A 15,706-nucleotide genomic window follows, 5' to 3' on the forward strand; every position below is an offset into this window, starting at 1 on the left:
CACGCACGCGGGATCCGGCGGGGCCGTCGCGCACGCGCGGCGGCCCCGCCTCCCTCCCTCCATCCCGACCCGAAGGGCGACACGTCCATGACGACCGCTGATCTGATCGGCAAGATCCTCCAGGTGGTGGTGGCGCTCGCCGTCTTCGCCGTGGTGATCGGGCTGATCCTCTTCCTCATCGACAAGGCGCCGAAGCGCGGCAAGGACTGGGTGCAGCTCGGCGCGTTCGTCCTCCCCGCGCTGATCCTGCTGGCCGTCGGCCTCATCTACCCGGCGTTCCGCACCACGCTGCTCGCCTTCCGCGACAACTCGGGGGAGTGGGCCGGGTTCGACAACTTCGTCTGGATGTTCACCCAGCCGTCCGCGCTCCGCACGCTGCTCAACACGGTCATCTGGGTGATCTTCGTGCCGCTGCTGTCGACGGCCATCGGCCTCGCCTACGCCGTCTTCATCGACAAGTCGCGCGGCGAGAAGTACTTCAAGGCCCTCGTCTTCATGCCGATGGCCATCTCGTTCGTCGGCGCCGGCATCATCTGGCGCTTCGTCTACGACTACAAGTCGGGCGACAGCGCCCAGATCGGCCTGCTCAACCAGATCCTCGTCTGGCTGGGCCAGCAGCCCGTGCAGTGGCTGCAGACGTCGCCCATCAGCACGGCGCTGCTCATCATCGTGATGATCTGGATCCAGACCGGCTTCGCCATGGTCGTCCTGTCCGCGAGCATCAAGGGCGTGCCGACCGAGCAGATCGAGGCCGCGCAGCTCGACGGGACGAACGCGTGGGAGCGGTTCCTCAACGTGACCCTCCCTGGGATCCGCGGCTCGCTCGTCGTGGTGGTCACGACCATCTCCATCGCGACCCTCAAGGTGTTCGACATCGTCCGCACCATGACCGCGGGCAACTTCGACACCAGCGTCATCGCCAACGAGATGTACACGCAGGCGTTCCGCGCCGGCGAGCAGGGCCGCGGCTCGGCGCTCGCGATCGTGCTGTTCCTCATGGTGCTGCCGATCGTCATCTACAACGTCCGCGTCATGAGCAAGCAGAGGGAGATCCGATGAGCGTCGCACCCGCCGACCTGCCCGTCGCCGACCGCGGGACCCGTCGCGGCACCATCGAGCAGGCCGCCACCGTCGGGGCGAAGAGCCGCCGCGTCAAGAACCGGCTCACGTCGCGTCGCGCCACGGCGGCCGCCCTGATCATCGCGGTGCTCTGGACGCTGCCGACCTTCGGCCTGTTCGTCTCGTCGTTCCGCCCGGCCGGCCTCATCCAGACCACGGGCTGGTGGACGATCTTCCAGAACCCGGGCTTCACGCTCGACAACTACCAGGACGTGCTGCTCTCCACCTCGCAGTCGTCGCCGCAGCTGGGCTCGTACTTCGTGAACTCGCTCGCCATCGCGATCCCGGCGACGCTGTTCCCGCTCGTCATCGCGTCGATGGCGGCGTACGCGTTCGCGTGGATCAAGTTCAAGGGCTCGAACTTCCTGTTCGTGCTGATCTTCGCGCTGCAGATCGTGCCGCTGCAGATGGCCCTCATCCCGCTGCTGCAGATGTTCACGCGGACGCTCCGTCCGCTGCAGGAGGCCGTGCACGGCGTGATCCCGCTCATCCCCGAGCAGGGATACCTGCCGGTGTGGGTGGCGCACACGATCTTCGCGCTGCCGCTCGCGATCTTCCTGCTGCACAACTTCATCTCGGAGATCCCGGGCGAGGTCATCGAGGCGGCCCGGGTCGACGGCGCGAGCCACGGCCAGGTGTTCTTCCGCATCGTGCTGCCGCTGGCGCTCCCCGCCATCGCGTCGTTCGCGATCTTCCAGTTCCTCTGGGTCTGGAACGACCTGCTGGTGGCGCTGATCTTCTCCGGCGGCACGCCCGACGTGGCGCCGCTCACGCAGCGCCTCGCGGAGCTGACGGGAACGCGCGGGCAGGACTGGCAGCGGCTCACGGCCGCCGCGTTCGTCTCGCTCGTGGTGCCGCTGATCGTGTTCTTCAGCCTCCAGCGGTACTTCGTGCGCGGGCTCCTGGCCGGATCCACGAAGGGCTGACCGGCGCGCGTGCCACCCGGCCCGGTCGTCCGCTCGCGCGGGCGGCCGGGCCGTCGTCCTGCCGGCGGCGATGTGGTCGGGAGAGATCCCCCACGGGCGTAAAATCGCCGGAATGACGAGGATGGGCGACATCGCCGCGGGCGGCGGGATGCGCGGAGGCGGCGGACGCCGCGGGCGGGTGAGCGCGGCCGACGCCGAGGCGCAGCGCAAGGCCAACGCCGAGGCGCCGCGGGTCGAGGACCTGCTGGGCCGGATAGCGGAGCTGTTCCGCCCGCACCGCCGGGCGCTGGCCCTCACGATCGCGCTCGTGCTGGTCGGCGCGGGCCTCACGGTGGTGCCGCCGCTGCTCACGCAGCAGGCCTTCGACCGCGGGCTCTTCCCGCCGACGGGCGGCCCGGACATCCCGGTGCTCGTCGAGCTCGTCGGGATCATGATCGCCATCTGGGTCGCGGGCGCGGGCCTCGGCGTCTGGCAGACCTACCTCACCGCCACGGTCGGCAACCGGGTCATGGGATCCATGCGGGTCGACCTGTTCCGCCACCTGCAGAGCATGGAGCTCGGCTTCTTCACGCGCACGAAGACGGGCGTGATCCAGTCGCGCCTCCAGAACGACGTGGGCGGCGTCGCGGCCGTCCTCACCAACACGGTCTCGAGCGTGCTCGGCAACACCGTGACCGTGATCGCGGCGCTCGTCGCGATGCTCGTGCTCAACTGGCAGCTGACCCTCGTGGCCGTCGTGCTGATGCCCGTGCTGGTGGTCGCGCAGCGGCGCGTCGGCCAGGTGCGCGCGCGGATCGCCTCGAAGACGCAGGAGTCGCTGTCGGACATGACCGCGATCACGCAGGAGACGCTCTCCGTCTCCGGCATCCTCCTGTCGAAGAGCTTCAACCGGCAGGCCGCGGAGACCGAGCGCTACGAGGCCGAGAACCGCAACCAGATCCGGCTGCAGGTGAGCCAGCAGATGAGCGGGCAGTGGTTCTTCGCGCTCGTGCAGATCTTCCTGTCGATCATCCCGGCCATCGTCTACGTGGTCGCGGGCTTCCTCATCACCGGCGGCGTCAGCGTCACGGCGGGCACCATCGTGGCGTTCACGACCGTGCAGGCGCGGCTCATGTGGCCCCTCATCGGCCTGATGCGCGTGGCCCTCGACCTCCAGACCTCCGGTGCCCTGTTCGCCCGCATCTTCGAGTACCTCGACCTCGAGCCCGCGATCCGCGACCGGCACGACGCCCGCCAGGTGGCCCAGGGCCCCGCCCTCGGCCGCGTCGCGTTCGACGACGTGCGCTTCTCCTACCCCGACACGCGCGCCGGCGAACGGCCGACCCTCGACGGCATGTCCTTCGCGATCGAGCCGGGCCAGTTCGCCGCCTTCGTCGGCCCCTCGGGCGCGGGCAAGACCACGGTGTCGTACCTCATCCCGCGCTTCCACGACGTCACCGGCGGCCGCGTGCTGTTCTCGGGCGAGGACGTGCGCGACCTCGCGCAGGAGTCGCTGCTGGAGAACATCGGAATCGTCAGCCAGGAGACGTACCTCTTCCACGCCACCATCGGGGAGAACCTCCGCTACGCGCGCCCCGGCGCCACGCAGGAGCAGATCGAGCGGGCGGCGCGCGCCGCGAACATCCACGAGACCATCGAGTCGTTCCCCGACGGCTACGAGACCCTCGTGGGGGAGCGCGGCTACCGGCTCTCCGGCGGTGAGAAGCAGCGCATCGCCATCGCGCGCGTGCTGCTGAAGGACCCGGCGGTGCTGATCCTCGACGAGGCCACGAGCGCGCTCGACGCGATCTCGGAGCGCGTCGTGCAGCAGGCGCTCGACACGGCGTCGCGCGGCCGCACGACCATCGCGATCGCGCACCGGCTCTCGACCGTGGTGGACGCCGACGTGATCTTCGTGGTCGTCGCCGGCCGCATCGTCGAGCAGGGCACGCACGCCGAGCTGCTGGCCCGACGCGGCGAGTACGCGCGGCTCTACAGCGACCAGCGCACCGCGGCGGCCTGATCCGCGCCGCGGCTCAGGACCGGGCGTCGAGCAGCTGCTGCATGTAGAGGATCTCCTTGTCCTGGATCATGACCATGCCGTTGGCGAGGTCGGTGACCAGGGGGTTCCGCGAGCGGTCGAGCAGGCCCTGCGCCATCTCGACGCCGCCGCGGTGGTGGGCGATCATCAGCGTGAGGAACTTCCGCTCCGCCGCCACGCCCGTGAGGCCCTGCAGCTCGTCGAGGTCGGCCTGCGACGCGAGGCCGGGCATCGTCGCGCCCGGAGTCATGTCCATGGAGGAGTGGTCGGTCTTCCCGTCGAGCGTCGGCAGCGTCATCCAGGTCATGCGCGGCTGGGACGGCGCCTGGTCGAGGCCCCACGAGGTGAGGAACGCGTACATCTGACCGGCCTGCTGGGCCTGCGCCTGCGCGATGTCCTGCGCGATGAGCTTGACCTCGGGGTCGTCCGTGCGGTCGATGATCATGAGCGACATCTGCACGGCCTGCTCGTGGTGCACCTGCATGTCGCGGGAGAAGCCCGCCTCCGCGCTGTTGGTGCTGGGCGTGAGCGCCGAGACGGGCGCGGTGACGCGGCCCACGAGCAGTCCGGCGACCACGAGGGCCACCGCGACGATGCCCGCGGCCAGGCCGATGCGGACCCGTCGGCCGCGAGCGCGGGTGGCCTCGCCGTGCGCGACGAGGCCCTCGAGCTCCTCCTCGCGGATGTCGTCGTCCGGCACGTGGTCGACGACGGGGTCGCCGTCGGGACGCGGGTCGGACGCGTCGCTATCGCGGTCGGTCACGGTCAGCCGACCCGGCCCTCGCCCTCGAGGGCGCCGGTGCACGCGGCACCGGCCTCGGGGGCGTTGGGGCTCTTCCAGTACTTGGCCATGAAGTCCTTGATGCGCTGGTCGTCGATCGTGTCGACCTTGACCTGCGCGCCCCACGCGGACAGCGCGATCGGGGTGTCGAGGCCGTCGTACGGCGACATCGTGACGTAGCCGCCGAACGACTCGGCGTACTTCTGGAGCTTCGACAGGTCGTCACCGGTGATCTTCGCGGCGTCGTAGGTGATCCACACGGCGCCGTGCTCGAGGTCGTGCACCGCGTTCTCGTTCGGCTGCGGCTGGTCGTAGATGCCGCAGTTGAGCCACATGGGGTTGTGCTCGCCACCGGCGGGCGGGCTCATGCCGTCGTACAGCCCGGCGTAGTCGACCGGGGTCTGCACATGCGTGCTGGGCAACGAGTCCCAGGTGCGGAGGCCCTCGATGCTGATGTCATTCGGATCCTGCTTCGGCGTCCCGCTCGAGACGACCACGCCGATCACGACCGCGACGACCGCGACGGCGGCCACGGATCCCGTGATGATGCCGATGAGGCGGTTGCGGCGGGCGCGGTCCTGCTGCTTCTTGAGGGCCGCCACCTTCTCGGCGCGGCGGGCCTCGCGCTGCTGCTTGACCGTGAGGTCCTTCTGGGCCTGCTTGGCGGTCGGCGGGACGGGGCGCCCGCTCTCGTCGCCGGAGGGCGTGGTGTCGTCGCGTCGCGCCACGGAGGGTCCTTCTCTGCTGGGGGAATGTGCGGCCAGGGTACCGGGTCGGGCTGGGCGCACCCTGCCCGCGCGGGGCCGGACCGCCCCGTAACACGGCGAGGGCACGCGCCTACACTGGACGGGCGGGCCCACCGGCCCGCGCACCTCGAAGCCGGGAGCGCCACCTCACGTGAAGTACGCCGACACGATCCTCGACCTGATCGGGAACACCCCGCTCGTGAAGCTCAACAAGGTGGTCGAGGGGATCTCGGCGACCGTGCTGGTGAAGGTCGAGTACCTGAACCCCGGCGGGAGCGCGAAGGACCGCATCGCGACGCGCATCATCGACGCGGCCGAGCGCGACGGGAAGCTGCAGCCCGGCGGCACCATCGTCGAGCCCACATCGGGCAACACCGGCGTGGGCCTCGCGCTCGTCGCGCAGCAGCGCGGCTACCGCTGCGTCTTCGTGCTGCCCGACAAGGTCGGCGAGGACAAGCGCAACGTGCTCACGGCGTACGGCGCCGAGATCGTGGTCACGCCCACCTCCGTGGCGCCCGACCACCCCGACTCCTACTACTCCGTGAGCGACCGGCTCGCGCGCGAGATCCCCGGCGCCTTCAAGCCCGACCAGTACTCGAACCCCAACGGGCCGCTCAGCCACTACGAGACAACGGGTCCCGAGATCTGGCGCGACACCGAGGGGGAGATCACGCACTTCGTCGCGGGCGTCGGCACCGGCGGCACCATCAGCGGCGTCGGCCGGTACCTCAAGGAGGTGTCGGAGGGGCGCGTGCGCATCGTCGGCGCCGACCCCGAGGGCTCCGTCTATTCGGGCGGCTCCGGCCGCCCCTACCTCGTCGAGGGCGTCGGCGAGGACTTCTGGCCGGCCGCCTACGACCCCGACGTGGTCGACGAGGTCATCGCCTCCAGCGACCAGGAGTCGTTCGACATGACGCTGCGGCTCGCGCGCGAGGAGGGCCTGCTCGTCGGGGGATCCAGCGGCATGGCCGTCGTCTCCGCGCTCAAGGCCGCGAAGCACCTCGGCCCCGACGACGTGATGGTGATCCTGCTGCCCGACGGCGGCCGCGGCTACCTCGGCAAGATCTTCAACGAGAAGTGGATGCAGTCCTACGGCTTCGCCCGCGTGAGCGGCCAGCGCACGGTCGCCGACGTGATGAGCGCCAAGACCGGCAGCCTGCCCGACCTCGTCCACGCGCACCCGAACGACACCATCCGCGACGCGATCCGCATCATGACCGAGTACGACGTCTCGCAGCTGCCCGTCCTCACGGCCGAGCCGCCCGTCGTCATGGGCGAGGTCGCCGGCGCGGTCGACGAGCGCAGCCTGCTCGAGCTCGTGTTCAGCGGGCGCGCCCAGCTGTCCGACCAGGTCGGCCCGTTCGCGGGCGCCGCGTTCGGCCTCATCGGCGTGAACGAGACCGTGCCCGACGCGTGGAGCGCGCTCGGGTCCGCCGACGCGCTCATGGTGAGCGACGGCGGCAAGCCCGTCGGGGTGCTCACGCGGCACGACCTCCTCACCTACCTCACCGACTGATCCGCCGGCCCGGCCCGCGCGCATCCCCCGACCCAGAGAGACGATTCCCCGTGAGCGACAAGCACGACTTCGACACCCGCGCGATCCACGCCGGCCAGGACCCGGACCCGACGACGGGAGCGGTCATCCCGCCGCTGTACCTCACGAGCACCTTCGTGCAGGACGGGATCGGCGGGCTCCGCGAGGGCTACGAGTACGCGCGGAGCGCCAACCCCACGCGCACCGGCCTGCAGGAGCTGCTCGCGTCGCTCGAGAAGGGGAAGCACGCCTTCTCGTTCGCGTCGGGGCTCGCGGCCGAGGACACGCTGCTGCGCGCGATCACGCGCCCCGGCGACCGCATCGTCCTGAGCGACGACGTGTACGGCGGCACGTACCGCCTCCTCACGCGCGTGCTCGGCGACTGGGGCATCGTCGTCGAGACGGTCGACATGAGCGACCTTGCCGCGGTCGAGCGGGTGCTCGGATCCGGCCCGGCGAAGGTCCTCTGGGTCGAGACGCCGAGCAACCCGCTGATGAAGATCAGCGACATCCGCGCGCTCGCCGACCTCGGCCACGCGGCGGGCGCCACGGTCGTCGTCGACAACACGTTCGCGTCGCCCTACCTGCAGCAGCCGCTGACGCTCGGCGCCGACGTGGTCGTGCACTCGACCACCAAGTACCTGGGCGGGCACTCCGACGTGCTCGGCGGCGCCGTCATCCTCGACGACGACGCGCTGGCCGAGAAGGTCGGCTTCCTCCAGTTCGCGATCGGCGCGGTCTCCGGCCCCATGGACGCCTGGCTCACCACGCGCGGGATCAAGACCCTCGCCGTCCGCATGGAGCGCCACTCCGCGAACGCCGAGGAGATCGCCGCGTTCCTGCAGCAGCACCCCGACGTCACGGCCGTGCACTACCCGGGCCTGCCGGACCACCCCGGCCACGACATCGCCAAGGCGCAGATGACCGGCTTCGGCGGCATGATCTCGTTCCAGGTCCGCGGGGGCGCGAAGGCCGCGCGGCGCGTGGTCGAGGGCACGCGCGTCTTCCAGCTCGCGGAGTCGCTGGGCGGCGTCGAGTCGCTCATCAGCTACCCGGCCGAGATGACGCACGCGTCCGTCAAGGGCACGCCGCTCGAGGTGCCGGACGACCTGGTGCGCCTCTCGGTCGGCATCGAGGCCGTCGAGGACCTCGTCGTCGACCTCGAGCGCGCGCTCGGCAAGGCGCTCAAGCAGGGCAAGCACTAGGCGCGGTCGACCCCGCCGCGCCGGCGGGGTCGCGCGGCACTCAGGGCAGCAGCTCGCGCACGGCCTCGTCGACGCTCACGCCGCGCTCGCGCGCGTGGGCGCTGAGCCGAGCCATCGTGTCCCGGTCGAGCGCGATCGTGAGCGTGGTGTCGCCGGGCTCGGGCGCGATCTCCTCGTCGAACGCGTCGAAGTCGAACAGGCCCGGCTGCGCGGGGGCCTCGGCCTCGAGCTCCTCCGAGGCGGCGACCACGGGATCGGCTGCCAGCTCGGCATCGGCCTCCACCGCCGCCGACTCCGACGCCTCGGTGGTGTCCTCGTCGACATCGCGACCCGCCCAGCCGGGGCCGGCGGGGATCGCGCTGCGTCCCTGGAACGCGGTGGCCACCGCGCGCGCCCGCACGTCCGCCGCCTCGTTGAGCGGGTGGTTCGCGTGCCCCTTGACCCACTCGAAGCGGTAGCGGCGGCCCTGGATCTCGGCGTCGATCTCCTTGAGCAGCTCCACGTTCAGCACCGGCTTGCCGTCGCCCTTGCGCCAGCCCTTGCGCTTCCACCCGGGCATCCACTTGGTGACCGAGTTGATGACGTACTGGCTGTCGCACAGCACGAGCAGGTCGTCGTCGAGGTGCGCGGTCGCGCGGAACAGCTCGAGCACGGCCTTGAGCTCGCCCTGGTTGTTGGTCGCATGCGCCCACCCGCCCGCGGCCCAGTGCTCGTCGTCGACGTACCAGGCCCAGCCGGCGGGTCCGGGGTTGCCGAGCGCGGATCCGTCTGCCGCGGCGGTGATCGTCACAGGTGGTGCCTCTCGTCGGGTGGACGACCAGTCTGCCGCAGCCGCCCGACCGGCGGCGCCGGACCTCCCGGTCGCGCGGGATCGGTCGCCGTGCGGCATGTGACAGTCACATGTGACAATGTGACACCTGCGCCAGGAGGCGCGGCCGGGCGGACGCCCGGACGGAGACGGGGTCGATGATGACGACGGAGACGCCGCGCGGCAGGGCGCCCAGCATCCGCGACGTCGCACGCCTCGCCGGTGTCTCGCACCAGACGGTCTCGCGCGTGATCAACGACTCGCCCTCGCTCCGCGCGGAGACGCGGCAGCGCGTCCTCGACGTGATGGAGCAGGTGCAGTACCGGCCCAACCGCGCGGCCCGCGCCCTCGTCACCAGCCGCTCGCGCACCATCGGCGTGCTCACGGCCCAGAGCTCCCAGTACGGTCCGGCGTCCTCCATCGCGGCCATCGAGTCGGCCGCCCGCGAGGCCGGGTACCTGGTCACGACCACGAACCTGCCGTCCTCCGACGAGGCCGCGATCCAGGTCGCGCTCGGCCACCTCGTCGACCAGGCCGTGGAGGGCCTCGTGGTCGTGGCGCCGCAGGTGCGCGTGCGCGAGGTGATCGCGAGCATGTCGCTCGACGTCCCCTACGTGACGATGCAGAGCGACGGCCTCGGCGACGCGCACGACCTCTCGGTCGACCAGATCGCGGGCGCGCGCCTCGCCACGCGGCACCTGCTCGACCTCGGCCACCGCGACATCTACCACCTCGCCGGCCCGCAGGACTGGATCGAGGCGGAGGCGCGGATGCGCGGCTTCCTCGACGCGATGTCGGCGGCCGAGGCGCCCACGACCGCGCCCATCCTCGGCGACTGGACGGCCGAGTTCGGGTTCTACGCGGGCCGCGAGATGCTGCGACTGCGCGACTTCACGGCGATCTTCTCCAGCAACGACCAGATGGCCCTCGGCCTCATCCACGCCGTCCGCGACGCGGGGCTCGACGTCCCGGGCGACGTCAGCATCGTCGGCTTCGACGACATCCCCGAGGCCGCGCACTTCTGGCCGCCGCTGACGACCGTCCGCCAGGACTTCGCCGAGGTCGGCCGCCGCTGCGTCGCGCTGCTGCTCGACGGCATGGGCGACACGGGGGACCGGTACCGGGGCACGATCATGCCGGAGCTGGTCGTCCGCGCGTCCACCGGGCCGCCCTCGTACTGACGCGGGCGGCTGCCGGCCCGGCCCTCCCCAGCCGCCGACACCCCATTCCGAGGGGGCGGGGCCTCTCGGGTTGACAGGTCGATCCCGCGCGTGTGTAGAGTGACATCCGCTGATGTGACCGTTCACATCGGCGGGCGGTCTTCCCGGATCGCCATGCACCAGACGAAGGAGTCGATCCCGTGCCCAGCGCCCCCGTGAGCACCGCAGCCGAGGCACAGCCCGGCCCGGAGGCCGAGAGCTACGTCATCGGGGTCGACTACGGCACCCTCTCCGGCCGTGCCGTCGTGGTGCGCGTCTCGGACGGCGTCGAGCTCGGCTCCGGCGTCCTCGACTACCCGCACGCGGTCATGGACGACACGCTCGCCGCGACCGGCGCGCAGCTGCCGCCCGAGTGGGCCCTGCAGGTCCCGAGCGACTACGTCGACGTGCTCAAGCAGGCCGTCCCCGCCGCCATCCGCGAGGCCGGCATCGACCCCGCCCGCGTCATCGGCATCGGCACCGACTTCACCGCGTGCACCATGGTCCCCACGCTCGCCGACGGCACCCCGCTCAACGAGGTCGACGGATACGCCGACCGCCCGCACGCCTACGTCAAGCTCTGGAAGCACCACGCGGCGCAGTCGCACGCCGACCGCATCAACGCGCTGGCCGAGGAGCGGGGCGAGAAGTGGCTGGCCCGCTACGGCGGACTCATCTCGAGCGAGTGGGAGTTCGCCAAGGGCCTCCAGCTCCTCGAGGAGGACCCGGAGCTGTACGGCCTCATGGAGCACTGGGTCGAGGCGGCCGACTGGATCGTCTGGCAGCTCACCGGCAGCTACGTCCGGAACGCCTGCACCGCCGGGTACAAGGGCATCCTCCAGGACGGCGAGTACCCGACCCGCGACTTCCTCGGCGCGCTCAACCCCGACTTCGCCTCGTTCGCCGAGGACAAGGTCGCGCACGAGATCGGCCAGCTCGGATCCGCCGCCGGCACGCTCTCCGCGGAGGCCGCCGCCTGGACGGGGCTGCCGGAGGGCATCGCCGTCGCGGTCGGCAACGTCGACGCGCACGTCACCGCCCCCGTCGCCCGCGCCGTCGAGCCCGGCCAGATGGTCGCGATCATGGGCACGAGCACGTGCCACGTCATGAACAGCGACGTTCTCACCGAGGTCCCCGGCATGTGCGGCGTCGTCGACGGCGGCATCGTCTCCGGGCTCTACGGCTACGAGGCCGGCCAATCCGGCGTCGGCGACATCTTCGCCTGGTACGTCAAGAACCAGGTGCCCGCGCGCTACGCCGAGGAGGCCCAGGCCGCCGGGAAGAGCGTGCACCAGCACCTCACCGACCTCGCGGCCGACCAGCCCGTCGGCGGACACGGCCTCGTCGCGCTCGACTGGCACTCCGGCAACCGCTCGGTGCTCGTCGACCACGAGCTGTCCGGCCTCGTCATCGGCACCACGCTCACCACGCGCACCGAGGAGGTCTACCGGGCGCTGCTCGAGGCCACCGCGTTCGGCACCCGCAAGATCGTCGAGACCTTCGCCGCGTCCGGCGTCCCCGTCACCGAGTTCATCGTCGCCGGCGGCCTGCTGAAGAACGCGTTCCTCATGCAGGCCTACAGCGACATCCTCCGGCTGCCCATCTCGGTCATCACGAGCGAGCAGGGCCCGGCCCTCGGATCCGCCATCCACGCCGCGGTCGCCGCGGGCGCCTACCCGGACGTCCGCGTCGCGGGCGACGCGATGGGCAAGGTCGAGCGCGGCAGGTACCAGCCGAGCGAGGAGCGCGCGCTCGCCTACGACCGCCTCTACGAGGAGTACTCCACGCTGCACGACCACTTCGGCCGCGGCGCCAACGACGTCATGAAGCGCCTCAAGTCGCTGAAGAGGGAGGCCCGCGCGTGAGCACCTACGCACCCGAGATCGAGGTCGCGGTCGCCCGCGTCCGCTCCGAGGTCTCCCGCCTGCACGGCGAGCTCGTGCGCTACGGCCTCGTGGTCTGGACCGGCGGCAACGTCTCCGGCCGCGTCCCCGGCGCCGACCTGTTCGTCATCAAGCCCTCGGGCGTCGCCTACGACGACCTGAGCCCCGAGAACATGATCCTCTGCGACCTCGACGGCAACGTGATCCCGGACACCCCCGGCTCGCGCAACGCCCCCTCCAGCGACACCGCGGCGCACGCGTACGTCTACCGCAACATGCCCGAGGTGGGCGGCGTGGTCCACACGCACTCCACCTACGCGGTGGCGTGGGCGGCCCGGCGCGAGCCCATCCCGTGCGTCATCACGGCGATGGCCGACGAGTTCGGCGGGGAGATCCCCGTCGGCCCGTTCGCGATCATCGGCGACGACTCGATCGGCCGCGGCATCGTCGAGACGCTCACCGGGCACCGCTCGCGCGCCGTCCTGATGGCCGGTCACGGGCCCTTCACCATCGGCAAGGACGCGAAGGACGCCGTGAAGGCGGCCGTCATGGTCGAGGACGTGGCGCGCACGGTGCACATCTCCCGCCAGCTCGGCACGCCTGCGCCCCTGCCCGCCGACGCCGTCGACTCCCTGTTCGACCGCTACCAGAACGTCTACGGACAAGCACCCCAAGGAGCCCTGAAGTGAGCCGCATCACCACCTCCCTCGACCACTACGAGGTCTGGTTCCTCACCGGCAGCCAGAACCTCTACGGCGAGGAGACGCTCCAGCAGGTCGCCGAGCAGTCGCAGGAGATCGCCCGGCAGCTCGAGGAGGCGTCGGACATCCCCGTGCGCGTCGTCTGGAAGCCCGTCCTCAAGGACTCCGACAGCATCCGCCGCATGGCCCTCGAGGCCAACGCGAGCGACCGCACCATCGGCCTCATCGCGTGGATGCACACGTTCAGCCCCGCCAAGATGTGGATCCAGGGCCTCGACGCCCTGCAGAAGCCCTTCCTGCACCTGCACACGCAGGCCAACGTCGCGCTGCCGTGGAGCAGCATCGACATGGACTTCATGAACCTCAACCAGGCCGCGCACGGCGACCGGGAGTTCGGCTACATCCAGTCGCGCCTCGGCGTGGTCCGCAAGACGGTCGTCGGCCACGTGAGCACCGCGTCGGTCCGCGAGAGCATCGGCACCTGGATGCGCGCCGCCGCCGGCTGGGCCGCCGTGCACGAGCTCAAGGTCGCCCGCTTCGGCGACAACATGCGCAACGTCGCCGTCACCGAGGGCGACAAGACGGAGGCCGAGCTCAAGTTCGGCGTCTCGGTCAACACCTGGGGCGTCAACGACCTCGTCGAGCGCGTGGACGCGGCGACCGACGCCGAGATCGACGCGCTGGTCGACGAGTACGAGGCCCTCTACGACATCCAGCCCGAGCTGCAGCGTGGAGGCGAGCGCCACGAGTCGCTCCGCTACGGCGCGGCCATCGAGGTCGGCCTGCGCTCCTTCCTCGAGGAGGGCGGCTTCGGCGCCTTCACCACGAGCTTCGAGGACCTCGGCGGCCTCCGCCAGCTCCCCGGCCTCGCCGTCCAGCGGCTCATGGCCGAGGGCTACGGTTTCGGCGCCGAGGGCGACTGGAAGACGGCGGTGCTGATCCGCGCGGCGAAGGTCATGGGCGCCGGCCTCCCCGGGGGCGCGAGCCTCATGGAGGACTACACGTACCACCTCGTCCCCGGCGAGGAGAAGATCCTGGGCGCGCACATGCTCGAGATCTGCCCCACGCTCACGACCGGCCGACCGAGCCTCGAGATCCACCCGCTCGGCATCGGCGGGCGCGAGGATCCCGTGCGCCTCGTCTTCGACACCGATCCCGGCCCCGCGGTCGTCGTCGCCATGTCGGACATGCGCGACCGCTTCCGCATCGTCGCGAACGTGGTGGAGGTCGTCCCGCTCGACGAGCCGCTCCCGAACCTGCCCGTCGCCCGCGCCGTGTGGAAGCCCGCGCCGGACCTCGCGACGAGCGCAGCGGCCTGGCTCACGGCCGGGGCCGCCCACCACACGGTCATGAGCACGCAGATCGGCGTCGAGGTCTTCGAGGACTTCGCCGAGATCGCGCGCACCGAGCTCCTCGTCATCGACGAGGACACGACCCTCAAGGGTTTCACCAAGGAAGTCCGCTGGAACCAGGCGTACCACCGCCTGGCCCAGGGCCTGTAACACCCACACCAGGGGTGCGCATCCGGCGCAGAAGCCGGGCGAGCGCCTCACAGCAGCAGTACGAAAGGACACGACCGTGAAGATGAAGAAGGTCCTCGTCGGCATCGCCGCCACGAGCATCGCCCTCTCCCTCGCCGCCTGCTCCGGCGGCAGCGGAGGCCGCGGCGGCAGCGCCGGCGGCACCGAGGACAACAAGGGCGCCCTCGTCGGCGTCGCCATGCCCACCAAGACGAGCGAGCGCTGGGTCGACGACGGCAACAACGTCAACGACCAGCTCACCAAGCTCGGCTACAAGGTCGACCTGCAGTACGCGAACGACAAGGTGCAGGACCAGATCTCGCAGATCGAGACCATGCTCAACAAGGGCGCCAAGGCGCTCATCGTCGCGTCGATCGACGGCACCGCGCTGACCCAGGTCCTCAAGACCGCGGCCGACGACGGCGTCAAGGTCATCGCGTACGACCGCCTCATCAACGGCACCGCGGACGTCGACTACTACACGACGTTCGACAACCAGCAGGTCGGCGTGCTGCAGGGCAACTCGCTCCTGCAGGGCATGGGCCTCGTGGACGCCGACGGCAAGGCCACCGGCAGCACCGAGAAGAAGACCATCGAGATCTTCGCCGGCAGCCCGGACGACAACAACGCGCAGTTCTTCTACGACGGCGCGATGAGCGTCCTGAAGCCGTTCCTCGAGTCCGGGCAGATCACGATCGGCTCCGGCCAGTCGGACTTCAGCCAGGTCGCGATCCAGCAGTGGAAGCAGGAGGGCGCCCAGGCCCGCATGGAGAACCTGCTCTCCGGCTCGTACCCCGGCGGCGCCAAGCCGGACGGCGTCCTCTCGCCGTACGACGGCCTGTCGCGCGGCATCATCCAGGCCCTGACCTCGGCCGGCGTCCCCAGCAGCGCCATGCCGATCATCACGGGCCAGGACGGCGAGAAGGCGTCCGACAAGCTCATCCTCGACGGCGTCCAGTACTCGACGATCTTCAAGGACACGCGCCTGCTCGGCAAGGAGGCCGTCACGATGGTCGACGACCTGCTCACCGGCGGCACCCCGGACGCGCCCGACACCTACAACAACAAGGTGAAGGACGTCCCGACCAAGCAGTTCGCCCCCGTGACCGTGACGAAGGACAACCTCGTCGAGGTCATCGTGGACAGCGGCTACTACACGCAGGACGAGATCGACAAGGGCGAGTAGCCCTTCCGCGCCGCCCCGGCGGCGCACCGGCCGGCCGACGCTCGCGTCGGCCGGCCACAGCACCGGGGCGGGGGGGCA

The 15,706-nt window shown here is 70.9% G+C and carries 13 protein-coding genes; 10 read left to right on the plus strand and 3 right to left on the minus strand.

The genetic code is table 11. The features are described from left to right. Positions 1-87: 87 nt before the first annotated feature. The 3 genes from ITJ40_RS04205 (at position 88) to ITJ40_RS04215 (ending at position 4,047) form a co-directional block, all read left to right on the plus strand. The gene (locus tag ITJ40_RS04205; RefSeq protein WP_194665886.1) at positions 88-1,059 is read left to right on the plus strand and encodes a carbohydrate ABC transporter permease; all 972 of its coding nucleotides are present in this window, start codon (positions 88-90) and stop codon (positions 1,057-1,059) included. Then, positions 1,056-2,045 carry a carbohydrate ABC transporter permease gene (locus ITJ40_RS04210; RefSeq protein WP_194665887.1) on the plus strand — a complete coding sequence of 330 codons (990 nt, stop codon included), beginning with the start codon at positions 1,056-1,058 and terminating at the stop codon, positions 2,043-2,045. The genes ITJ40_RS04205 and ITJ40_RS04210 overlap by 4 nt, the downstream gene beginning before the upstream one ends. A gap of 121 nt (positions 2,046-2,166) precedes the next feature. After that, the gene (locus ITJ40_RS04215) at positions 2,167-4,047 is read left to right on the plus strand and encodes an ABC transporter ATP-binding protein (RefSeq protein WP_194666943.1); all 1,881 of its coding nucleotides are present in this window, start codon (positions 2,167-2,169) and stop codon (positions 4,045-4,047) included. Between the two features lie 13 nt (positions 4,048-4,060). Here the strand turns inward: ITJ40_RS04215 and ITJ40_RS04220 are convergent, their stop codons facing one another. Together ITJ40_RS04220 and ITJ40_RS04225 are read right to left on the minus strand one after the other, a co-directional pair. Next, a complete protein-coding gene (locus ITJ40_RS04220; RefSeq protein ID WP_194665888.1) occupies positions 4,061-4,828 on the minus strand; it encodes a DUF305 domain-containing protein in 768 nt (255 codons plus the stop codon). 2 nt (positions 4,829-4,830) lie between these two features. Then, the gene (locus ITJ40_RS04225; RefSeq protein WP_194665889.1) at positions 4,831-5,574 is read right to left on the minus strand and encodes a DUF3105 domain-containing protein; all 744 of its coding nucleotides are present in this window, start codon (positions 5,572-5,574) and stop codon (positions 4,831-4,833) included. 169 nt (positions 5,575-5,743) lie between these two features. Between ITJ40_RS04225 and ITJ40_RS04230 the strand changes: the two genes are divergently transcribed. Both ITJ40_RS04230 and ITJ40_RS04235 read left to right on the plus strand, forming a co-directional pair. Then, positions 5,744-7,108: a cystathionine beta-synthase gene (locus ITJ40_RS04230; RefSeq protein ID WP_194665890.1), complete on the plus strand. Its 1,365-nt coding sequence runs from the start codon at positions 5,744-5,746 to the stop codon at positions 7,106-7,108. A gap of 50 nt (positions 7,109-7,158) precedes the next feature. Next, positions 7,159-8,331, plus strand: a complete 1,173-nt coding sequence (locus ITJ40_RS04235; protein ID WP_194665891.1) for a cystathionine gamma-synthase — start codon at positions 7,159-7,161, stop codon at positions 8,329-8,331. 40 nt (positions 8,332-8,371) lie between these two features. On the opposite strand, the gene ITJ40_RS17400 is transcribed toward ITJ40_RS04235, so the two are convergent. Continuing rightward, entirely contained in the window at positions 8,372-9,121 is a 750-nt protein-coding gene (locus ITJ40_RS17400) for an RNase H family protein (RefSeq protein ID WP_194665892.1), read from the minus strand. Between the two features lie 176 nt (positions 9,122-9,297). On the opposite strand from ITJ40_RS17400, the gene ITJ40_RS04245 reads away from it, so the two are divergent. From ITJ40_RS04245 to ITJ40_RS04265, 5 genes are all read left to right on the plus strand, one after another. Beyond that, positions 9,298-10,320, plus strand: coding sequence for a LacI family DNA-binding transcriptional regulator (locus tag ITJ40_RS04245; RefSeq protein ID WP_194665893.1), 1,023 nt, complete (start codon positions 9,298-9,300; stop codon positions 10,318-10,320). A 179-nt stretch (positions 10,321-10,499) separates the two neighbouring features. Then, on the plus strand, positions 10,500-12,203 hold the full coding sequence (gene araB / locus ITJ40_RS04250; RefSeq protein WP_194665894.1) for a ribulokinase: 1,704 nt from the start codon (positions 10,500-10,502) through the stop codon (positions 12,201-12,203). Then, a complete protein-coding gene (locus ITJ40_RS04255; RefSeq protein ID WP_194665895.1) occupies positions 12,200-12,910 on the plus strand; it encodes an L-ribulose-5-phosphate 4-epimerase in 711 nt (236 codons plus the stop codon). Before araB ends, ITJ40_RS04255 begins: the two co-directional genes overlap by 4 nt. After that, a complete protein-coding gene (gene araA, locus ITJ40_RS04260) occupies positions 12,907-14,424 on the plus strand; it encodes an L-arabinose isomerase (RefSeq protein WP_194665896.1) in 1,518 nt (505 codons plus the stop codon). Before ITJ40_RS04255 ends, araA begins: the two co-directional genes overlap by 4 nt. 76 nt (positions 14,425-14,500) lie before the next feature. After that, positions 14,501-15,628 (plus strand): sugar-binding protein, encoded by a 1,128-nt coding sequence (locus tag ITJ40_RS04265; protein ID WP_194665897.1) that lies wholly within the window; start codon positions 14,501-14,503, stop codon positions 15,626-15,628. Positions 15,629-15,706 lie beyond the last annotated feature (78 nt).

Origin of the sequence: Clavibacter sp. VKM Ac-2872, assembly GCF_015351105.1 — a bacterium.
Lineage (GTDB): Bacteria > Actinomycetota > Actinomycetes > Actinomycetales > Microbacteriaceae > Clavibacter.